The organism is Zymobacter sp. IVIA_12111.31 C1 (assembly GCF_047495495.1).
In the GTDB taxonomy this organism is placed as follows: Bacteria; Pseudomonadota; Gammaproteobacteria; order Pseudomonadales; family Halomonadaceae; genus Zymobacter.
In genome coordinates this window covers 392,902-415,856 of sequence record NZ_CP179930.1, presented here as the reverse complement: position 1 = coordinate 415,856, position 22,955 = coordinate 392,902, and the positions used below count along the sequence as shown (strand labels likewise).

At 61.7% G+C, this 22,955-nt stretch carries 10 protein-coding genes; 8 read left to right on the top strand and 2 right to left on the bottom strand.

Going from position 1 to position 22,955, the window contains the following annotated elements:
* The first annotated feature begins 6 nt into the window (after positions 1–6).
* The 8 genes from ACMHYW_RS01875 (at position 7) to ccrA (ending at position 20,769) form a co-directional block, all read left to right on the top strand.
* On the top strand, positions 7–507 hold the full coding sequence (locus tag ACMHYW_RS01875; protein ID WP_414500643.1) for a 3-hydroxyacyl-ACP dehydratase FabZ family protein: 501 nt from the start codon (positions 7–9) through the stop codon (positions 505–507).
* Positions 501–1,646 carry a beta-ketoacyl synthase N-terminal-like domain-containing protein gene (locus tag ACMHYW_RS01870; protein ID WP_414500642.1) on the top strand — a complete coding sequence of 382 codons (1,146 nt, stop codon included), beginning with the start codon at positions 501–503 and terminating at the stop codon, positions 1,644–1,646. The genes ACMHYW_RS01875 and ACMHYW_RS01870 overlap by 7 nt, the downstream gene beginning before the upstream one ends.
* Positions 1,643–2,179, top strand: a complete 537-nt coding sequence (locus tag ACMHYW_RS01865) for a hypothetical protein (RefSeq protein ID WP_414500641.1) — start codon at positions 1,643–1,645, stop codon at positions 2,177–2,179. Before ACMHYW_RS01870 ends, ACMHYW_RS01865 begins: the two co-directional genes overlap by 4 nt.
* Positions 2,176–3,633, top strand: a complete 1,458-nt coding sequence (locus ACMHYW_RS01860; RefSeq protein WP_414500640.1) for a class I adenylate-forming enzyme family protein — start codon at positions 2,176–2,178, stop codon at positions 3,631–3,633. Before ACMHYW_RS01865 ends, ACMHYW_RS01860 begins: the two co-directional genes overlap by 4 nt.
* Entirely contained in the window at positions 3,630–11,714 is an 8,085-nt protein-coding gene (locus tag ACMHYW_RS01855) for an SDR family NAD(P)-dependent oxidoreductase (protein ID WP_414500639.1), read from the top strand. Before ACMHYW_RS01860 ends, ACMHYW_RS01855 begins: the two co-directional genes overlap by 4 nt.
* Positions 11,711–18,811: an SDR family NAD(P)-dependent oxidoreductase gene (locus tag ACMHYW_RS01850; RefSeq protein WP_414500638.1), complete on the top strand. Its 7,101-nt coding sequence runs from the start codon at positions 11,711–11,713 to the stop codon at positions 18,809–18,811. The genes ACMHYW_RS01855 and ACMHYW_RS01850 overlap by 4 nt, the downstream gene beginning before the upstream one ends.
* 99 nt (positions 18,812–18,910) lie before the next feature.
* Positions 18,911–19,357 (top strand): PaaI family thioesterase, encoded by a 447-nt coding sequence (locus ACMHYW_RS01845; RefSeq protein WP_414500637.1) that lies wholly within the window; start codon positions 18,911–18,913, stop codon positions 19,355–19,357.
* A 122-nt stretch (positions 19,358–19,479) separates the two neighbouring features.
* Complete coding sequence (ccrA, locus tag ACMHYW_RS01840) at positions 19,480–20,769, top strand: crotonyl-CoA carboxylase/reductase (RefSeq protein WP_414500636.1); 1,290 nt, start codon at positions 19,480–19,482, stop codon at positions 20,767–20,769.
* 107 nt (positions 20,770–20,876) lie between these two features.
* Here the strand turns inward: ccrA and ACMHYW_RS01835 are convergent, their stop codons facing one another.
* Together ACMHYW_RS01835 and ACMHYW_RS01830 are read right to left on the bottom strand one after the other, a co-directional pair.
* Complete coding sequence (locus ACMHYW_RS01835; protein ID WP_414500635.1) at positions 20,877–22,025, bottom strand: esterase-like activity of phytase family protein; 1,149 nt, start codon at positions 22,023–22,025, stop codon at positions 20,877–20,879.
* Positions 22,026–22,148: 123 nt separating this feature from the next.
* Positions 22,149–22,904, bottom strand: coding sequence for a hypothetical protein (locus ACMHYW_RS01830; RefSeq protein WP_414500634.1), 756 nt, complete (start codon positions 22,902–22,904; stop codon positions 22,149–22,151).
* Positions 22,905–22,955 lie beyond the last annotated feature (51 nt).

Here is a 22,955-nt window from a genome sequence, read left to right as displayed (position 1 = left end):
CCACTCATGACCACTTCAAGCACTGCTACTGTCGCCACAGCGGCCCCTCGCACCATGGGATTCACCGAGCTCAAGGGGTGGTTGCGCCACCGCCATCCGATGGTCTTTCTGGATCGCGTACTCGACTATGCCCCCGGGGAATACCTCAAGAGCCTGATGGCCGTTTCGGGTCAGACGGACGCCATTTCCGGCCACTTTCCCGAACGCGCCATCTTCCCGGCCAGCCATATGATGCAGGCCGTCGCTCAGTCCGCCATCATCCTGCTGCAAGTATCGACGACCCCCTTGGCCGATGATGAGGTCACCCTCATCGGATCGGTCAAGTCGCGCTTCACGCATATCGTCGTACCGGGAGATTTGGTCACGTTCGACGTGCGCTGCGATCACCTGCGCGATGATTTCCTTACCTTCACCTGCTACGCCACGGTTGGCGAACATGCCGCGGGCACTATCAAAGGGTCGATCATTCGCAAGAACATCGCGGACCTGGGAGAACAGCTATGGTGAATGACTCCCCGGCGGTCTGGGTTACCGGCATGGCGTGGTCCACCGGCTTGGGGGCAGACCTCAAGACAGTATGGGAGGCGCTGCTGGCCGGTGCGTCGGCCATCGACCATGTTCCCACCGAACACGACTTGCGCAGCGATCTTGCCGTCGCGCTTTCCCACCTGCCGCTGGACATGCCGTTAGCGGAACGCCAACACATACTGACCTGTTCGACGCTGGAAACGGCGCTGAACGATGCGGGCATTGCGGCCGATGCGCCTCAGCTAACGTCGGTGTTGGGCACGAGCTATGCCCATCATCTTGATGATACCGCGACCGAATCGCTGTCGGACTGGGCCAGTGCCGCAGCACGCACACTCGGCTTCAAACGTCCCCCCATTGTGGTGTCTACCGCCTGCTCGGCGGGAGCGGATGCCATTCAGGTAGGGCTGTCACTTATCCGCGATGGCGGGGCTGATCTGTGTGTCTGCGGCGGTGCAGACATTCTGTCGGAAGGAAAGCGGCTCGGCCATTCGCGACTGGGCACGCTATCACCCGACGGGCTGTATGCCTTTGACCGCAGCCACAGCGGCACCGTGCTGGGCGAAGGGGCGGCCTTCATCGTGCTGGAATCCAAAGCGCACGCGCAGGCCCGTGGTGCGCAACCCTACGGCTTCATCGTTGGGGCCGGTGCAGCCAACGATGCGGTCAATGCGGTGGCCCCCGATCCGTCCGGCCAGAACGTCATCAATACGGTCGAACGCGCCCTTCTCAGCGCGGGCCTGCATCACGACGATATCGCGCTGATCAACGCCCACGGTACGGGTACTCAGATCAACGACAACGTTGAGTCCATTGCCTATTCCTCGCTGTTTGCCAGTAACGCCCATCCCCCCGTGCTGTTTGCGACCAAAGGGGCGCTTGGGCACACGCTCGGCGCAACGGGTGCGATTGAAGCCATCGTCGTGCTGTTAGCGCTCAACCACCACTGTGCCCCGCCCGTATATGCCCTTCAGCAACCACTGGACGCTCTCAGGCTGCCAATTCCCATCCATACCCCCATGGTAGTGGGTAAGGGCTATGGCATCAGCGTCACGCTGGGCTTCGGCGGCTTCGATACCTGCCTGGTGCTGCAAGGCGCCCAGAGGAGTCTGTCATGAGCACGCTTGCCTCTTCCAACCCTCTCCCCCTTCTTGCTGTTGGCGAAGGAACGGCCAGTACGCCCGATCTGGCGTCGATGAAACCCACTCAAAAAGCGTCACTGTATGCCGACCCGCTGTCGTGGCTGGTACTTAGCGCTGTGGAAAGCGCGGTCGCTTCGACCCGTGATGCACTGGACGCCTCTCGCCGTACGGTCGGCCATATTGTTATCAGTGATACCTGCACGCTGCACACGCTACATGCTATCGCGCGAACGGTGCCTTCCGGCCACGTTTCACCGCTGAAGTTCTCGGGTGCCTGCCCGGGGCTGGTCTGTTGCCTACCCTCGCAACTGCTGGGGTTCAGCGGGCCAAGCATTGCGCTGTCGATGCCCGGCCTGCTGGGCCAGCCTCATGCCATGACACTGGCGCAGACGTGGTTGAAGGATCAGGCGGCGTCACACGTCATTGTGACGGTTCACGATGCCGATGCGTCGGGTCACCGCGTTACCAGCACGGTGTTCACTTGCGCCACTTCGGGAGAAACAAGATGACGACGCCATTGAAACCACTGGAGCCCGACACGATTCAACGCTTCCTTGATGATATGGTGCAAGCCGATCAGGCCCAGCCCATCGCCATTAAGGTCGACGACGTCATCACCGATCTGCGTGCCAAAGGCGTTCAGCCCGGCCACCCCGTCATGGTGGCCATTCCCAACAGCAAAGCCTTCGTCGCGGTGGTGTTCGGCATTCTGGCGCTGGGGGCCGTTCCCGTGCTGCTGCCGTCTTCCGCCCCGCCTGCGCGCATCCAGCGCATCGCCCACATCGTGGGGGCCAGCGCACTGGTCGGGCTGAACATCTCGCCCGCGCTCAGCCCTGCCGACAGCGTGTCAGCACTGGCCGGGGTCGCCAAGTTCGCCTTTATCGATCAACGCGCGCCCCATGCTTACCCCGAACATCACATCATTCTGCTGACATCGGGCACCTCGGGCATCTTCAGTGGCTGCCTGTTCCACATCAACGCACTGCTGCTCAACGCATCACGCCATATCGCCGCCGTCGGTCAGAGCGCCAGCGATCGGGTACTGATTAACCTGCCGATGTACTACTCCTATGCGTTCGTAGCTCAGCTGCTGGCCAGCTTCCTGCTGGGCAACCGAACCGTGATCGCAGGCCCGCCCTTCACTCCTGAACACTACGAACACACCATCCGCCAATACCAGATCACGCTGTCATCGCTGACGCCGCTGATGGTCGATGCATGGCTGGAGGCAAGCGATCAGCCGCTGCCTGAACCGCTGCGCCGCATGACGATCGGGGGTGATGCGTTGTCGACTGCGTCGCTGAAGGCGCTGCTTGATCGTACGCCGGGGCTAGCCCTGTACGTGACCTACGGTCTGACTCAGGCCGGTCCGCGCGTTGCCACGCTGGCAGCGCACAAAGCGCCGCCGAGCAAATACGGTTCAGTGGGACAGCCCTTCCCAGACATTCGCGTCTACCTGCGTAAGGATCACCCTGACGATGACGACGGTGAACTGATCGTCGAAACCGACAGCGGCATGACCCGCCGCATCACCGGTGCTGAGGACGAACCGGATACGCCGCGCATCGGCGATCACCGCATCATCCACACCGGCGACCGTTTCCTGATCGACGACGATGGCTACCTGTTCTTCAAACGCCGCAAGCCCTCCTACGTGATGAGCCGCGGCGAAAAGGTCAGCCTGAAATCGGTCAGCGATATCGCAGAGACCATCCCCGGCGTAGCGCGCGCCGAGGCGTGGGTGCACGAGTACGACGAAGCCTCTGGCAACTCGCTCTTCACCCTGGATGTGTACTGCGAAGACGACACGCTCACCGAAGGGGATATCCGCCGCCAGCTGGGCAGAACACTGCTGCGCAGCGAACAGCCCACGATCATCACCCTGCACGCTGCTGCCGACATCGGCTGGCGCAAGACACCGTCTCATCACGCCGCTACCGCTTCCAAGGAGGTGACGCCATGACCATCGCTTCGCTACCGCTCGTGATATCCGGTGATTCGGACGATGCCCTGATCGACGCCGCCAGACACCTGCTCGCCCAGATCGAACCGCTGGCCGAGGAGGCACTGCTGCCGTTCTGCCTCGAACAGCTCGTACAGCCCCACGGTACGCTGCGCGCCGCCGTATCCGGCCCCGACAAGAAGCGGCTTGTCGGTGGCCTGAAGGCGCTAGTGGAAGGGCGCCCGGCGCGCAATGTGATCAAGGGGGCGGCGGATATCGCGAAGGCACCAGTCTTCGTCTTTCCGGGCCAGGGACCGCTGTGGTCCGGCATGACCCGCGGCCTGATCGACGCCTCCCCGCTGTTCAAGGAGCGCATCACCTTTTACACCCAGGCACTTCAGCCCAGCCTGCAGTGGAGCCCGCTGGAGGCGCTGACCACCGGCCAAGAATTCAAGCGCCTGACCGAAATCCAGCCTATCCAATTCACCATGGCCTCGGCGCTGGCCGATATGTGGCGTGCCTACGGCATCACTGAACAGGCGGTGGTCGGCCATTCCGTCGGGGAAGCGGCCGCCTCCAATGCAGCAGGGCTGCTCTCGCCCGAGGAAGCCGCCAGACTGACCGTCGCGTGGGGGAAAGCGCTGACCCATATCGACGGCCAAGGGGCGATGATTTCTGCCGCCACATCGCTCGATAAGCTGAAACCGCTGCTGGAACGCTGGGAAGATCGCCTGTCGATCGCCGCCGTCAACAGTAAGCGCAGTGTGACTGCCAGCGGCAGTACCGCCGATACCGATGAACTGCTCGCGTTCCTCAATGAAGAAGGACTGTGGGCGTGGAAAGTACCCGGTGGCGATGTGGCAGGCCACAGCGCCATGGTGGACCCGCTCCGCGAGGAAGTGCTCGCTAACGCTCCCACCACGGTCTCCTCCGACACGCGGGCGGCGTACTACTCCTCGGTCATGGGCGAAAGGCTGGCCCCAGAAGACTTCCCCGCCGACTACGGCTTCCGCATTCTGCGCGACACCGTGCGCTTTGCTGACAGCGTGCAGGCCCTGATCCGTGACGGCTATCGCCTGTTCATTGAGGTCAGCCCGCACCCCATTCTCACGAGCATCATCGAAGAACATCTTAATGAAGCGGGCGTACAGGGCGCGGCCATTCCAACCCTTGACCGCCGTAAGGACGATGCAGAAAGTCTGGTGCAGTCCTTCGTACACGCCTTCATCTACGGCGCACCGATCGACTGGCCGCACGTTGTTTCAAGTTTCTTTCCTAAACAAAACATTGATCTATCTCAACTGCAGCACGCCACGCCGGCGCGCGATGCGACCACTCCAGCGGTCAATTCCAACGAGGCAGGTGAGCTGCACCAGCAGTCGCCCGACGCACAGCGCGAGTACCTGCTATCGCTGATCGACCAGGAAACCCAGGCACTGCTGGGTCAGTCGTTCTCCTCGGATACGCAATCATTCCGCGATATCGGCTTTACATCGCTGACCGTCGTCGAGTTCGCACGCGGACTCTCGGCGGCCACAGGTATCGAGCTGCCGTCCACACTGGTCTATGACTACCCGACGCCACACGCCGTCAGCGACTTTCTGCGCCATGAGATGGGGCTGAGCAGCGACGACGATGCTGCTGACGCTTTCAAGGATCGCGTATACGTCGATGAACCGATTGCCATCATCGGGATGGCCTGCCGCTACCCCGGTGGCGTTACAGACCCCGAATCACTGTGGGCCATGATCGAGGAAGGCCGAGACGCTGCCGATCACTATCCCTCGGACCGCGGCTGGGACACCCAGAACCTCTATGACCCCGAACCCGGTCAGTACGGCAAGATTTCAACGCCAACCAGCAACTTCCTCTATGACGCAACGGGATTCGATGCCGAGTTCTTCGGAATCGCCCCGCGCGAAGCTGTCACGCTGGAGCCGCAGCAGCGTGTGCTGCTGGAGGTGGCGTGGGAAGCGATTGAGAATGCGGGGATCAACCCCTCTATGCTGCGCGATTCCCTTACCGGTGTGTATGCCGGGGTGATGGGAACCGAATATGGCAGCCAAATCCAGTTCGCACCCAAAGACGTGGCGGGCTATGGCTACATGGGGACGGCCACCTGCGTGGCATCCGGCCGCTTGGCCTACTGCCTCGGGCTGCAGGGGCCGGCCATCACCCTCGACACCGCCTGCTCGTCATCGCTGGTGTCTATCCATACCGCCTGCGAAGCGCTGCGCAGTAGCGATTGCAGCCTGGCACTGGCGGGCGGCGTGACGGTCATGCCCACCCCCGGGGTACTGATCGACTTCGCACAGCAGCGCGCACTATCACCCGACGGGCGTTGCAAGGCGTTCTCCGATTCCGCTGACGGGGTGGGACTGTCGGAAGGCGCGGGCATGCTGGTGCTGGAGCGGCTGTCACAGGCCAAAGCACACGGGCACCGTATTCTCGGTGTTATCCGCGGAAGCGCCGTCAATCAGGACGGCGCATCGAACGGCCTTACCGCACCCAGCGGCACCGCACAGCAGCAGGTGATCCGCCATGCATGGGCCAACGCCAAGGTCGATCCGCAGGACATCGATATCGTCGAAGCGCACGGCACGGGGACACGTCTGGGCGACCCCATCGAAGCCAATGCACTGCTGGCCACCTACGGCCGCCAGCGCCCAGAACAACAGCCACTGCGACTGGGGTCGGTCAAATCGAACATCGGCCATACACAGGCCGCCGCGGGGGTAGCGGGCGTCATCAAGATGCTGATGGCCATGCGCCACGGCACCTATCCGCGCTCGCTGCATATCACGGCCCCGTCAAGTGAAGTGGACTGGTCGAACGGTTCACTGCAACTGCTGACGGCCTCGCAGCCGTGGCCACGCCCAGAAAGCCGCCCGCGCCGCGCCGCTGTTTCCTCTTTCGGCGTATCGGGCACCAATGGCCATCTGATCGTTGAGGAATACCCCGACGAGCGTGCCGAGATCGCCAGCGAGGACACCACTCATTCAGCACCGCAGGACATGTTCTGGCCGCTGTCAGCGCGCAGCGACGAGGCATTGCACACGGCCGCCGAACGCCTACGCGACTACGTTCAGGCGCATCCAGAGATCGACCCTGTCGACATCGGCTATACGCTGGGCATGTCCCGCAGTCATTTCGCTCAACGCGCCGCCGTCTGGGGACCAACCCGCGACGCCCTGTTGACCGGTCTGAATGCACTGATCGCGGGTCAGGATCATGCGACTCTGGCCGTCGCACGACGTCCCGTTACTCAGAAGGGCAAGCTGGCATTCGTGTTCCCAGGACAAGGATCGCAATGGCCGACAATGGGCATGGCGCTGTACGAGGCCTTCTCGGTCTATCGCCAGACCATTGATCAGATCGACGAGGCTTTGCGCCCTTACGTCGACTGGTCGCTGACCGACGTGCTGAAGGCGCAACCTGATGCCCCATCGCTGGAACGCATTGACGTGGTACAGCCAGCGCTGTTCGCCGTCATGGTGGCGCTGGCACGGCTGTGGGAATCGTTTGGTCTGACGCCGGACGCCGTGATCGGCCACTCTCAGGGTGAAATCGTTGCGGCACACGTATCGGGCGCGCTCAGCCTGCAGGATGCGATCAAGATCGTCGCCCTGCGCTCCAAGCTGATGCTGACCCAAGCCGGCAACGGTGCAATGGCGACCGTCGGTCTGTCGGAAGCCGACGCACGCGCGTTTATCGCCCCGTATGGTGACTCGGTGTCGCTGGCCGTCTTCAACAGCCCTTCCGCCACGGTCGTATCGGGCGATACAGAAGCCGTTGAACGCCTACTCAAAGACTGTAAGCAGCAACGCATCCGCGCCAAACGCATTGCCGTTGATGTCGCGGGCCACTCACCGCGCATGGAGGCATTGCGCCCCGTGCTGATGGCGCTGTTCTCCGATGTGACGCCTCAGGCAACGCGCCTGCCCTTCTACAGCACGGTGGAAGGCTACCCGCACGACGAGCCGCTACCGGGCACTCGACTGGACGCGCACTACTGGTGTGACAACCTGATCCACCCGGTACGCTTCGTGGATACCGTCACGGCGCTTAGCGACAAAGCCAACGTCACCTATCTGGAGTGCAGCCCACACCCCGTGCTGATTCCGCCGTTGGAAGAGACGCTTGAAGAGGCGGGAACCGCACTGGGCACACTGCGACGCAAGGCACCAGCGGTGGCCTGCCTGACCGAAACGATGGCACGCCTGTACACCGATGGGCATGGCATCAGCTGGCGTGCGCTGCACCCTGACGCCCGCATCGTCGATGTGCCGACCTATCCCTTCGAACACCAGTACTACTGGCTGAATGCCAGCGCCAGCGGTGATGTGTCATCGACAGGGCTGCGCGCGGACGACCATGCCCTGCTGGGCGCGATCGTCGATCTTCCCGATGACGATGCCATCGTCATCAGCGGTCGCATCGGGCTGTCAGCCCAACGTTGGCTGGCCGATCACGCCGCCGCGGGTGTGACGCTGGTACCGGGCACGGCCTATCTGGATATGGTCCAGCACGCCGCGGATACCGTGGGCTGCCGCCAGATCAGTGAACTGACATTGCAGGCCCCGATGGTACTGCCTGAAGAAGGCGATCTCGACCTGATGCTCAGCATCGACGCGCCCGATCAGGATGATCTGCGCGCCCTTGCGGTCTATTCACGCCCGCATACTCAAAGCGACAGTGACCCCGCACCGTGGGCGCTTCATGCTACCGCACAGCTCTCTCCCCACGCCTTGTCACCGGTACAAACAGCAACACCGAGCTGGCCGCCGACCGATGCCCAGCCCGTCGATATCGACCAGCTGGAACAGACGCTCGCCGAGGCGGGCTATGAGTACGGCCCGACCTTCAAGGGCATGACCGCCGCTTGGCGCCGCGGCAACGATTTCTTCGCCGAAGCCCAGCTGCCGCAAGGGCTGTCCGCAGAGGGTTATGTCATTCATCCCGCGCTGCTGGACGCGGTACTGCACCTTATCGCCCTGCCGCCGGACACCACCCAGACACACGGGCTGCGACTGCCGTTCTCGTTCAGTCAGGTCGCGCTGTCCGGCCTGCCCGCACAGCAATTGCGCGTCACTCTTCAGACGCTGTCGGACAGTGCCGTCAGCGTCACGGTGAACGATCCCCACGGCCAGCAGCTGCTGTCGATCGGGTCGCTGGCAGTGCGCGAGACTGACCCCAATGCCCTGCGCAGTCTGTCCCGCTATCGCCCAGAACGCGATCTGCTGCGTCTTCAGTGGCAACCGCTGCCTTCTTCTGCTCTCGGCGAGCCGACAGACGCACCTCGCTGGGCCGTGTTGTCATCCCAAGAGGTCGACGGTGCGCTGACCGCACTGCCCCGCTTCTCTGATCTGGAGGCACTGGCGAATGCCGAGCCCCCGGCCGCGGTGATCTGGCCGCTGCCGCTAATCGAAGACGGTGACTCGGCACGGGCAACGCATCAGCTGGCAACGCAGGTGATCAAACAGCTTCAGGCTTGGCTGGCCCAGCCACAGTGGGGCCAGACACCGCTGGTCGTCATCACCCGCCATGCCGAAATCATTGAGGAACCGGAGCGCGCCCAGCTGGCTCACAGCGCGGCATGGGGACTGCTGCACAGTGCACAGACCGAAAACCCCGACCGTTTCGTGCTGATCGATACCGATGCGCCCATCGACGCGCTAGGCGTAATCACACAGGCCCTTGAGCAGCAGCGCCCCCAGTTCGCTCTTCGGCGCGGCAAACTGCTGACCCCATACCTTGCCCGCACCGAGACATCGGCACTGCTGACACCACCCGCCGACACTGCGCTCTGGCACTTGGACATTCCTGCCTCGGGCAATCTGTCCGAAATGGCGATCGTACCGGCCCCCGATCAGGCCCCTTTGCTGGATGACGACAGTGTCCGTATCGCCATTCGCGCCGCGGGCATTAACTTCCATGATGTGATTGCCGCACTGGGATTGATTCCCGCGCAGACGCGCATTGGCTCGGAAGCCGCCGGGGTCGTCACAGCGATTGGAGCAGGCGTTAAGGATATTCAGATAGGCGATCGCGTGCTGGCGCTGGCCGAAAACGCCTACGGCCCCAGCGTCATCGCACACCGGCGCAACGTGCTGCCTATACCACCATCGTGGACGTTTGCGCAGGCCGCAGGAACCCCCATCGCGTTCCTGACCGCGTACCACGCCTTCACCCGCATGGCGACGCTCAAGCCCGGCGACCGCGTTCTGATTCATGCCGCCGCGGGCGGCGTGGGACAGGCGGCCATCCAGCTGGCGAAGCATCTGGGGGCCGAGATATTCGCCACGGCTCACCCGCGCAAGTGGCCACTTCTGCACTCGCAGGGCCTTGCCCAAGACCACATTGCCAGCTCACGCACGCTCGAGTTTGCCGAACAGTTCGAAGACGTGCTGGGCGACCAAGGCATTGACCTTGTGCTGAACTCGTTGAGCGGTGATGCCGTGGATGCGTCCATGGGCTTGATGTCACCGGACGGATACTTCATCGAACTAGGCAAAACGGATATCCGGCATGTCGAAGCGGTTGCGGTTATTCGTCCCGACATCAACTATCTCGTGCTTGATCGCCCAGACCTCGACCCGGTCGACACGCATCACAAGCTCGAAGAACTGGCGATGCTTATTCATGCCGGCGCACTCACGCCGCTGCCCGTGACAGCGTTCGATATTCGCGAGGCATCGGCGGCCTTCACCCTTATGCAGCAGGGTCGCCACAGCGGCAAAGTGGTACTGACCCTTCCGCGCCCGCTCGACCGCAACGGTACAGTGCTGATCACCGGCGGGACTGGCACGCTGGCAGGCTTTCTTGCGCATCATCTGGTCAGCGTCCACGGCATCCAGCATCTGTTGCTGGTCAGCCGCCGTGGACCCGACAGCGAGGGGGCCGCAGCGCTTAAGGAACGGCTTGAAAGCGAAGGGGCACACGTCACCCTCAAGGCCTGCGACATGTCTGATCGTGCTGGCGTCGAAGCGCTACTGGCCGACATTCCGGCAGCGCATCCCCTTACCGGGATATTCCATACGGCAGGGGTACTGTCCGATGCCACGATCGCCAACCTGAGTGAGGACGATATCGACCGCGTCTTCGCGCCGAAGGTCGACGCGGCAGCGCTGCTGCACGAACTAACGCACGATCAGGACCTCGCAGCCTTCGTGTTCTACTCCTCCAGTGCTGGCGTACTGGGCAATCCCGGGCAGGGCAACTACGCGGCCGCCAACCGCTTCCTCGACAATCTGGCGCTGAACCGCCGCCGTCAGGGGCTGCCCGCTACCGCGCTGGCATGGGGCTGGTGGCAGACCATTTCATCACTGGCCAGCGATCTGACCAGCGCCGATCAGGCCCGTATCGCCCGCACCGGGTTCGCACCGATCAGCGAAGAGCACGGTAATGCGCTCGTGGATGCGGCCATGGCACTGCCTTACGGCGCACTGGCCCCTGTTCCCCTTAACCCGCAGACGCTGGCCCGCAATGCCCAGCAGGGCAGCCTTCACCCGCTGCTGGAACAGCTGCTGAGTGCAGGCGCTCTGCGCAAGGCCCGCGCACAGGGGCAACATGTTCCCACCCTAAAAATCGAACTTCAGGCACTGGAAGCCTCGGCGCGACCCAAGCATCTACAGAAGGCCATTGCGGGTGTCATTGCCGCTATTCTCAGCCTTGAGGATGCCTCTGGCATCGCGCTGGACAGCACCTTCAAGGAAAGCGGCATCGACTCGCTGATGGCCCTCGAACTGCGCAACCGCCTAGCCTCGGCGACGGGACTGCGCCTCCCGGCCACGCTGACCTATGACTACCCCACCCCTCTCGAACTGGCCGCCCATCTGGGCGAACTGCTGTCGTCCGACCTAGAAGACGGCACCGATCCCGCGTCTGCTTCCACGGCCTCTACCGAGGATGACACTCGCATCCGGACACTGCTTGCCACCGTGCCTATCGACCGCCTACGCAGCGCTGGCCTGCTGGCTTCGCTACTGCAATTGGCCGACGACAGTGCCCCGGACAGTGCCCCGCTCAACGATATCGATACCGCCAGCATTGACGAACTGGTAGCGCTCGCTCAATTCAACAATGAGGTTCAAGCACCATGACAGCGACACCCTCAACACCGTCCTCATCCGGCAGCAACGAACAGCGTCTTGCCGATGCGCTGCGCAGCAGCCTCCGAGCACATGAACAGTTGAAACAGCGCTACCAGCAACAGGTAGACGCCAGCCATGAACCGATTGCCATCATTGCGATGGGATGCCGCCTTCCGGGCGGCATCGACAGCCCCGAAAAGCTTTGGCAGTGCCTTGAAGACGGTGCCGATGTGATCGGCCCGCTGCCCGACGATCGCGGCTGGGATATCGACGCGCTGTTCGGTGGTGACGCCAACGCCAAAGCTAAAGCAGCCCAGTGGCAAGGTGGGTTCATTGAGGACATCGCGGGCTTCGATGCTGAGTTCTTCCGCATCTCGAACCGTGAAGCACTGGTGATCGACCCCCAGCAGCGCTTTCTGATGGAACTGGCATGGGAGGTACTGGAACGGGCCAACATCGTGCCCGCCACGCTGAAGGGTAGCCAGACCGGCGTCTTCATCGGGTCCTGCTACGACCATTACATCCCGGACATCACCCACCGCACGCCGGAAACCGACGGTTACCGCCTGCAGGGGATGGAGATGAGCATGGCATCCGGGCGCATCTCGTACACGCTCGGGCTCAACGGCCCCGCCGTTACCATCGATACAGCGTGCTCATCATCACTGACCGCGCTGCATCTGGCTGAAAAGTCGCTGCGCGAGAAGGAATGCGATCTTGCCATCGTCGGGGCAACCACACTTATCGCTCAGCCAGACGTGTTCGTTGAATTCACCCGCCAAGGCGGGCTGGCCGCTGATGGTCGCTGCAAGGCCTTTGCTGATGCCGCCGACGGCACGGGCTTCTCAGAAGGCGCTGGGGTGTTGCTGCTGGCACGGCTGTCGGACGCACTGGCCGCTGGCTACCCAATTCATGCCCTGATCCGCGGCAGTGCGCTCAACCAAGACGGTGCCAGCAACGGACTGACCGCGCCAAGCGGCCCTGCACAGGAGCAGGTGATTCGCAGCGCAGTGAAGAACGCGCAGCTGACACTTGCCGAGGTGGATGCCGTGGAAGCACACGGCACGGGTACCACGCTGGGCGACCCCATCGAAGCCAATGCCCTGCTCAACACCTATGGCAAGGCGCACTCCGATGAACAGCCGCTGTGGCTGGGTTCGGTCAAGTCCAACTTGGGCCACACACAGCTGACCGCAGGTGTCGTCAGCATCATCAAGATGGTGATGGCACTGCAGCACGAGCAGCTGCCGCAGACGCTGCACGTCGACCGCCCGACCACCAAGGTGGACTGGCAGGACGGTGGCATCAAGCTGCTGTGCCAGCCACAGCCGTGGCCGCGCGATGCCCAGCACCCCCGCCGCGCGGGGATCTCGGGGTTCGGCTTCTCGGGTTCAAACGCTCATGTGATCGTGGAAGAAGCACCGCTGCTGAACGATGAGGACCCCGCCAGACCGCCGCTTCAGCCCCTCAGCGTCAATCTCCCCACCAGCGTATTGCCTATCTCCGCGGCATCACCAGACGGCCTCGCGGCACAAGCCCGCCAGCTCGCGGAGGTACTGCGTGAAGACACCGACACAGCGCTATCAGACATCGGCTACTCACTGGCGACCTACCGCACTCATTTTGACTATCGCGCGGTCGTGACCGCCGCCACACGCGAGGAAGCTGTAGCGGCACTGGAGGGCATCGCCGAGCAGCGCTTCGTGTCCGGCGTCGCTCAAGGCATACGCACCTCTGGCAACATCGCGTTCCTGTTCTCCGGACAGGGCGCGCAGTGGGCCACCATGGGCCGCGCCCTCTACGCAGCCTCTCCCGTATTCTCTGACGCACTGGATGCGCTGTGCGACGCGTTCGATCCATTACTGCCACAGCCGCTCAAGAGCGTGATGTTCGCTGAAAAATCCAGCAACGATGCGCTGCTGCTGAACAGAACCGACTTCACCCAGGCCGCGCTATTCACGTTCGAGGTGGCGCTCTATCGTCTGCTGGAGCGGCTCGGCATCACACCGGATGCGGTAACGGGACACTCCATCGGTGAAATCGCGGCGGCCCATGTGGCCGGAGTGTTTTCGCTGAACGATGCCGTATGCTTCGTGGCCACGCGCGGCCGTCTGATGCAAGGCATCACCCGCGCGGGTGCCATGGTCGCCATCGAAGCGGATGAAGCCTCGCTGCTAGCGTCAATCGGTGACGATGAACGCATATCTATTGCCGCACTCAATGCGCCCGATTCAACCGTCATCTCCGGTGACGAAGCGGCGGTACTGGCACTGGCCGAACAGTGGAAGCAGAAAGGCAAGCGCACTCACCGCCTGAGCGTCAGCCACGCCTTCCACTCCCCCCACATCGACAGCATCGTCGATGAACTGCGCGACACGCTGGCAACCCTCTCCTACCGGTCGCCGCGACTGCCCATCATTTCGACCGTGACAGGCAAGCCACTGTCTACCGAAGAGGCCTGCTCGCCCGACTACTGGGCGCATCAGGCACGCCGCGCCGTGCGCTTTACTGATGCCGCTCACTGGCTGCTGACGCACAACACCCGTCTGACCTTCGAGGTCGGCCCCGACGGCGTGCTTGCCGCCCTCGGCCGCGCCAACGGCATGGCCCACAGTGGCAACACCGATACGCTCTGGCTGGCCGCCATGCGCAGAGAACGTGACGAAGCCCGCACCCTGCTGGCCGGACTGGCGGCGCTTCACGCCCACGGTGTCACGCCGGACTGGCAGCAGCTACTGCCCGCTGCCGCTCCCGTTTCACTGCCCACCTATCCTTTCCAGCACCGTCACTACTGGCTGACGCTCAGCGAGAGCAGCGCCCCTACCATGCGCCACAGCAGCACGATCGCACTGTCGCATGCATTCCTCGAACAGGGGGTCGAACTGGCCGACCAGAGCGGCTGGATATTCACCGGCCACGTTCGTCCCGATGAACACCCGTGGATCAAGGAACACCGCATCCACGGCGATATCACCATCGCAGGGGCCATGACGTCGGAAATGATTCACCATGCGGGCAAGCAGTTCGGTTATGGCGTGGTCAACGACCTCGTGTTGCAAACGCTGATGACCATTCCCGATGGCGCTTCGGCTGACGTCCAGCTGCGGGTCGAGCTGCCCAACGAACACGGCCAGTGCAAGGCGGCGTTCTACTACCGACCGCGCTTCGACGGCAACAGCGACGAGCTTGAACCGGCGTGGATCAAGCACGCCACGCTATCACTGGGGGCCAGCCCGCAGCAGATCCCCGAGTGGGAGGACATCGACACTACCTGCTGGCCGCCGCAAGGTGCCGAGCCGCTGGACATGGATGACATGTACCGTCACCTACGTTCATTGGGCCCCGGATTCCGTCGCCTCAAAGCGGCATGGCGCAGGCCTGAGGGCATCTATTTTGAAGCAGGTTTTGCCTCTGATGAAAACCTCAAGATCTCTCGCTTTAACATTCATCCTGTACTGCTAGACACGGGCCTCCAAGCGGGCTTCATGAACGCGCCACAGGCGGAAGATGCTCCCGAGCATGTGCTGTTCATGGTCAGCGGTCTGCATGTCTATGCGCAGGGGGCCCGCACTATCAGAGGGCTACTGACGACCGATGAGGTCGAGACTAACTACGAGCACAGCGAACACAGCGTGCGCCTGTTCGACGACACTTATACGCCTGTCGCCGAGGTGAAATCCTTTGTGCTGAAATCGTTCGATCCTCAGCAGGCCCGTCCACCGCAGTACTACCGCCCCCCATATCGACTGCTCTGGAAAGCACTAGAAAGCACAGACACCAAGGCTCCTGCCGACATCCAGTGGGTAATTCCGTCGACCTCTACCGTCCCAGCCGCCGCCGCGGCACAGGTTCAGCAGGCGTTGAGCGATATTGATGATGCCCGCGCTTCGCTTACCCAGTCTCCGCCAGACGGCATCACCGCACTGCTGTGCACGGGCACTGAAGACGAATCTCCAGTGAATGCGGCTCACCAGCATCTTCAGCAGGTCACAGAACAGCTGCAGCGCTGGCTGGCCGATGCGCATACCGCCAGCCGTCCGCTGGTGTGGATCACTCGCCATGCCATCGCCACGGACGATACCGAGGACGTGACCGATCTGGCTTGGGCACCACTGTGGGGCCTGATCCGAACGGCTCAGCACGAACATCCCGATCGTTTACTGCTGGTCGACCTCGACGAGGACGAGCGCAGCTGGCAAGCCCTGCCCGCCGCCATCAGCACACTGATCGCGGAGCGAAACCCTCAAGGGGCACTGCGTCAGGGCCAACTGCAAGTGCCGAAGCTGACCCGCACGGTGCCGACCGACCTAGTGCCCCTGCCCGCGGGCAACCACGGAACGCTAGTCCAGAAAGAGGCCTCATCGCTAACGGCCAGCGCCTTTGCTTGGAGGGATGACGCGCAGCCGTCGCTTCAGCCTCAGCAACTGCGCATTGCGGTACGTGCCGCAGCGCTGCCCCAAGCAGGTTTCCACACCGACACCGTCGCCCACGGCATTGCCGGGGTCGTCGAAGCGTGCGGTCACGACGTTTCGGCATGGCAACCCGGCGATCGCGTGATGGTGATCAGCCATGAAAAAGGCCTCCCGGCACAGCTGATCGTCAGCGAACACGATGCACTGCCACAGCCAGCAGGGTGGACGTTTGCCGAGGCGGCCACCTCCATCGTGCCTTACATCGAAACCTGGCAAACGCTTACCCAGCATGCGGCCGCCATCAAAGGTCAGCACCTGCTGGTCGACGATGCCGACAGCGCACAGGGGACTGCCGCCGCATGGCTGGCAGAGGCACTCGGTGCCGACGTGCACGCCATCACACTAACCGGCCAGCTGGCGTCGTCTGCAGAGCACGACAGTGCCGCCATTCACTGCGTACGCCCCGAAGAGGCCAACCGGCTGACCGATATCGACATCACGCTACGTCGGGCGGGTCGCGATACGGCGTTCGACTACGGCAAAGCGGTGACGATCGCCCCACTCACATTCCCCTTTTCATTCAGTGAAGAAGAGGCGCAGACATTGGCCGCAACGCTTGCGTCCGTGCCACCGCTGGCACCCAACGCCACCGATGTCCGCTATGCCGCCCATGCACTGCAACGCCTTGCCCTTAATGCTGACGACGACCGCGCGCTCACCTTTACCGTTCCTCATGAACTCGATCAGAACGGTACCGTACTGATCACCGGGGCCACGGGAGCACTGGCACAGGTCGCCGCCCGCCATCTGGCATCGCGCTTGGGCATGCGCCACTTCCTGATGGCCAGCCGCCGCGGCCCGAATGCGCCTCAGGCCGAACGGATCGTGCAGGACCTCAACGCCCTCGGTGCCGAAGCGACACTGGTAGCCTGCGACGTGGCGAAGGAAGAAGACGTCATCGCCCTGCTTGATGCCGTTCCCGCCGAGCATCCATTGACCGCCGTGCTGCACGCAGCGGGCGTAGTGGACACTGCCATGCTGGATGTCATGACTCCCGAGCAATTGCACAACGTCATGCGACCTAAGGTAGACGCAGCCTGGCACCTCCATCGCCTCACTCGCCACTGCGATCTGGCCTCCTTCGTGCTGTACTCAACCTCAGTCGACCTGCTGACGCAGAAAGGTCAGAGCGGCTACGCGGCCGCCAACATCTTCCTTGATGCACTGGCACACCACCGCCGTCGTCAAGGACTACCGGCCAGCGCACTGGCATGGGGAATGTGGACAGAACGCTCCGAGATGGGCGAGCAGCTTGGCGACGAGCTCATCGACACCATCATGACGTCGGGTCACCTGCCACTGCCGACCCCACAGGGCCTGTCCTACCTGATCTCCGCGCTGGGTACCGGAGCGCAAAGTCATGCGACCGTGCTACTACCAACACGCCTCAATCTGGCCACGTTCCAAGAGGTGCCCTGCGTCGCGCCACTGCTCACCGAGCTGAGCGACAGCGCCACGATCACACGCACGGCCCCGCAGAAGAATATCGCGCAACAGCTGGCGACTCTTTCCGCGGAAGAGCGTCGCCAACGCCTGCTCGAACTGGCCATTCAGCAGGTCAGCGAAGTACTCAATCACCCCGATCCTGGCAGCATCCGCAGCGACGTCACCTTCACCTCGCTGGGTCTGGACTCGCTAACCTCGGTCGAAACCAGCCAGCGTCTCTCGGCGCTGATCGGTACGCGCCTGCCCGCGACCATTATGTTCAATCATGAAACGCCCATCGCACTGGCCGAGTTCCTCGACAGCGTGCTGAGCACACCGAACACCACGGCCATTGCTCCCAGCCCACAGACAGGCACGCTCTACGCCCAGCTCAAGCAAGGGGTCGAACAGCAGCGTGTGCCGGAAACGCTGATGGAGATGGCCAATGCCGCCGGAGCACGCCCCCAGTTCAGCGAGGAAGAAGCCACCGAGCACCTGACCATCCCCGTTTGGGTACGCCAGCAGGGTAATCGCCCTCTACTGGTCTGCCTGAACTCATTCATCCCCGCCGCCGTCGACCTGACCTACCAGCGCCTGATCAACGGACTGGGCGAACAGGTGGATGCGGTCACGATCCCGCTGCCCGGCTATCAGGATGCCGCCCTGCCCGCGACCCCCGCAGCCGCAACCAGAGCGCTTGCCGAAACCATCGTTCGCTGCACGGACGGACGCCCCTTCATACTGCTCGGTTTCTCGACCGGCGGCGTGATGACCTACGCCGTCACCGAAGCGCTGGTGCAGCAGGGCGTGACGCCCGACAGCGTGGTCATGATCGACAGCAGCACGATGAGCACCTCACTGCACGACATCATGAACGAGGTCATGGGCGATTGGCTGACATCCAAAAGTGAGTTCTGGACCTACGATGACCAGGGACTGGGCGCGCTGGCATGGTACGCCACGCTCTTCAGCCAGCACTGGACGCCAACGACACTGCCCGCCCCCGTGTTGCTCATTCAGTCCATGTCACCGCCCAAAGGGGTCGACCCGGTCACACTGGCCTGCCAGTGGCCCACGCTGACGGACAAGGCGGTGACTCCGGGTCGTCACTTCGAGTTGCTGACCACGTACGTGGAACACACCACCGAACGCGTGCGAGAGCTGCTGGAACGTCAGGAGGTACTGCACAGCGTCTCCGAGGACGAGTAGCGCGCACGACACCCAGAAGGCCCGCCGTCCACAGCGGCAGGCCTTCGCCATACAACCGAGGTTATCCGCCCATTTCACAACTCACAGGCATACACCGTCATGACCAGCGACGACGTCGTAAAACGCTTCAACCACTCAGCTCTGTTCGAACGGCTCGGTCTTCATATCTATCACCTCGACGACCACAGCCTTCGACTGCACCTCAACGATGACAACCCCTGCCATCGCGGCGGTTTCGGCGTGCTGGAAGACATCGGCATCAACGGCTCCGTTATCAGCGCCGCCATGGAGGCCGCTATTGGCCTCTGCGGCCTTAACGCGCTGGGCGGCATGCCCTCCGGCGTCATTGAGTTTTCGATGAAACTGCTGCGCATCGTGCGCCACAAACCCGCGTGGATCGAAGCGCAGATCGACAGAAAAAGCCAGCAACTGGTGTTCGTCTCCGCGCGCCTCTACAGCGCCCGAGACAGCGTATGCGCCACCGCCACTGGCATCGTCACGCGGGGATATCACGTCAAACCCGTCCAGCACCACCAGAACGAATAACACCGGCTCAGCAAAGGACGCCGCCTCACCGCACTGCCCAGCGCCATGCGTCCTTCACACGCCCATTGATAGCGACGACTCATAACGCAAACAAACACCATTTGTGACAAGGAGTGCACACCATGGCCACTCGCCAAGAGCAGCTCGCCTACCAGGACTACCCGAAGACAATGAACGCCTATGTGATCCGCTCGGAACGCTATGGCGACCCCATCGACGCTATTCAGCCTGAAGTCATCTCCGTGCCCGCCTTGTCGTCCCACCAAGTGCTGATCCGCGTCATGGCTGCCGGCCTCAACTACAACAATGTCTGGGCCGCCATGGGCAACCCCGTCGATGTCATTGCTGCCCGCCGCAAGCGCAACCGCAACGCCGAGCCGTTTCACATCGGCGGTTCAGAAGCGTCCGGTATCGTGACGGCCGTCGGCGATGAGGTGTCTCACGTCAAACCCGGTGATGCCGTCGTCGTGTCCTGCTCGATCTACGACGCCACATCAATGGAATCACGCACGGCACCGGACCCCATGTTCACGCGTTCTCAGGAGATCTACGGCTATGAACGCAACTACGGCTCATTTGCCGAATACACCGTGGTCGAAGACTACCAGTGCTTTCCCAAACCGGATTTCCTGACCTGGGAAGAAAGCGCCACCTTGATGCTGAATGGGCCCACGGCCTATAAACAGCTGACCCACTGGGTACCCAACAACGTCAAGCCGGGCGACCCGGTACTGATCTGGGGCGCGGCGGGCGGGCTAGGATCACTGTCGGTGCAGATCGTACGTGCACTGGGCGGCCTACCTGTCGGCGTGGTGTCCAGTGAAGAAAAGGGGGAATACATCCGCTCGCTGGGGGCCGTGGGGTACATTATCCGCCAGCACTATCACCACTTCGGACGCTTGCCCAACGTCACCAGCGAAGAACACGACGCCTGGGCAAAAGCGTTTGCCGCCTTCCGTCGCGACTTCTTCAAAGCGCTGGGCCAGAAAGAGCTGCCGAAGCTGGTGATTGAGCACTCCGGCAAGGATACCTTCCCAACATCACTACAGATCTGCGACCGCTCAGGAATGGTCGTCACCGTCGGCGGCACATCCGGCTACAACTGCGACTTCGACGTTCGCCATCTGTGGATGCATCAGAAGCGCATTCAAGGGTCTCACTACGCCAATATCCGCGAGTGCCACGAGTTTCTGCAGCTGGTCAACCAGAAGCGCATCTCCCCAACACTCAACAAGGTCTTTCGCTTCGACGAAGTCCCCTACGCCCACCAGGAGCTGCTCAAGGGGCGGATCAACGGCAACGCCGCCATTCTGGTCAACGCCACCATGCCCGGTCTCGGCCGCAAGGAAGACGCCACGCAACAGGCCGCCCACAGTGCAAGGAACGCCGAGCAGGCCGTGGCCCACCACTGACAGCCGCCCTCGAAGATCAGGGCATGTGCTTACACGCCCGCTCTGAACCTTAAACGACAAAGCCCCCTTCACACATTCGGTGAAGAGGGCTTTTCTGCATGAAGGTATCAGTGCGGGCGCTGATTAACCCGGAAGGCGTAGAACTGCGTCTTCTGACTGGCACTAAAATTGTCGTCAGAAGCGAAGACCAGAATCTCGTTGCCATCGCTGTCGCGCCCAAAGGACACGCATTCGATATTATCGGGCGTCAGTCCCAACGCACGAAAATCAATGACCAGTTGCTTGCGCATCGTCACGATGTCGTTGTGGCTTTCCGTCAGCGATTCAACGCCGGAGATGTCCGTCGCCCCATCGGTATCGGCCAGATAAACCTTGATGGTGAACCCGAAGCCGCTCGCAATGCTGCGCTCAATGACCAGCAAACGATGCTCATCCAGCGCTAGCACCTCCGACACACCATTATCGTTTTCGACCGGACTGGTCAGCGGCCGCTGAGGAATCGCCGACACCGGATAGGCATACTCTGCCGTAGGCTTGCCCGACGTCGGCTCGTAGCGAACGAAGCGCGACAGCGTACCGTGCCGCAGCGATGCCTGCCCGCCGTCCTGATAGAGAGCGGTTTCCATCGCCGCGATTATATTGCCGGAAGGCAGGAACGTCAGCCCCTCGAACGCCATGTTTTCACGAATGCCGGAAGAACGGTCCGAAGTCGGTGCAAACCCGTCAGGCTGTTCGAAATCACGGATGAAATTGCCATCTCGATCCGACACTTTTACCAGCGTCGGCGCCCCCGCCTGACGGCTGCCCTCGGTGGTCCAGTAAACGTTGCCATCAGCCCCCAGTCGGATCGACTCAGGGTCCACGGCATTTCTGTAGAACGATCGGCCACGCTTATTTTTGAGCTGGACGGTGCGCAGAACGGAAACGCCCTGAAGGCCCTCATCCGTCACGTTCAACCCGATCTCATAGAAACGCACAGGGCCGCGCTGCGAACGGTCATCGCTCAGCGCAATGTAACGGCCGGAAGCCGCATCGTAGTCCAACCCAGAAATTCCGCCGAAAGGGATGCCATCAACGCTGTAATCCCACGACAGCGACGTTTCTCCCAGATAGGTCAGCGATAACGTCGCATCACAATCGTTCAATGGGCAGGACGATACGACCTGCTCCCCCACGTCCAGTGCCCATGCCGAAGGAAGCGACAACAGCATCGCCATGGCACTTCCCGCCAGCCAGTTGCTCGTTTTCAAGGTCATACCTCCAGTACTCATTCGATAACAAACGACACTGGACAGCATACGTCCTCAACCACGACCACCTGGCGAACGAGCGTTGTAACCCACTGATCTCACAACCCTTCACATGGAACTAAAAGTGAATCAATGCGATTCTACCTGCCAGCGCAGAGGGCTGCCCTGCCCACGGTAACCTGGCACATGGATGTGATGCTCATCCTGCCACTGCCACGACATTTCCTGCGCCTGTTCACGCTGTTCAGGCGTCATCTGCTTCTCAATGGCGTGTTTCTCGCTCGCCATCCCGGTTCCCCCAAGATCGCTGTAGAACCAAGCCTTGACGAGATCCCGCTCTTCTCCTTCCACCAAAAGCGGAACGAGTATTGAAATCGCAAACAAGTTGTCGTGGTTGAGAGACCGTTCCAGCCAATAAATCGCCTCTTTCTTGTTCTTAATTTCATCCTCCTCCATCAACCACTGTCCCAGTGTTTGCTCCTCGTCGGCCGAAGGATGGTCAGCTCTTACCAGTACTTCTCTTAATAATTTCACCGCTTTCTTTTCATTTTTTAATTTTTTCCCATTCATTCCATTTTTATATACATCAGACATAAAATATCCGGCACTACTATTCCCTTCAGTAGCAGCAGATGATATCAGAGCGATTCCTCTTTCATCATTATTTCCCTTTACCATCAAGAGCCACCATCCAAGCGAGTATCTTGCTTGAATAAATCGTCCTGTCATTTTTTGAAGAATTTCCACACCTTTGTCTCTATTTTCTATGTTATCGCTTTTGAGCATCATTCTTGCCTCATAGAATGCTCTATCATCAACTTTAATATTATTTGCTTGTGCATTACAGGAAAATAGCAGTAACAAACACGCCACAATACCCTTCATATATCCCCCATGAAGTGAGCGGAAGTAAAACACATAGATAAAAACACGGTG

Coding starts and splice junctions, on each gene's coding strand:
- ACMHYW_RS01875 (WP_414500643.1), top strand. CDS start 7: ATGACCACTTCAAGCACTGCTACTGTCGCCACAGCGGCCCCTCGCACC.
- ACMHYW_RS01870 (WP_414500642.1), top strand. CDS start 501: ATGGTGAATGACTCCCCGGCGGTCTGGGTTACCGGCATGGCGTGGTCC.
- ACMHYW_RS01865 (WP_414500641.1), top strand. CDS start 1,643: ATGAGCACGCTTGCCTCTTCCAACCCTCTCCCCCTTCTTGCTGTTGGC.
- ACMHYW_RS01860 (WP_414500640.1), top strand. CDS start 2,176: ATGACGACGCCATTGAAACCACTGGAGCCCGACACGATTCAACGCTTC.
- ACMHYW_RS01855 (WP_414500639.1), top strand. CDS start 3,630: ATGACCATCGCTTCGCTACCGCTCGTGATATCCGGTGATTCGGACGAT.
- ACMHYW_RS01850 (WP_414500638.1), top strand. CDS start 11,711: ATGACAGCGACACCCTCAACACCGTCCTCATCCGGCAGCAACGAACAG.
- ACMHYW_RS01845 (WP_414500637.1), top strand. CDS start 18,911: ATGACCAGCGACGACGTCGTAAAACGCTTCAACCACTCAGCTCTGTTC.
- ccrA (WP_414500636.1), top strand. CDS start 19,480: ATGGCCACTCGCCAAGAGCAGCTCGCCTACCAGGACTACCCGAAGACA.
- ACMHYW_RS01835 (WP_414500635.1), bottom strand. CDS start 22,025: ATGACCTTGAAAACGAGCAACTGGCTGGCGGGAAGTGCCATGGCGATG.
- ACMHYW_RS01830 (WP_414500634.1), bottom strand. CDS start 22,904: ATGAAGGGTATTGTGGCGTGTTTGTTACTGCTATTTTCCTGTAATGCA.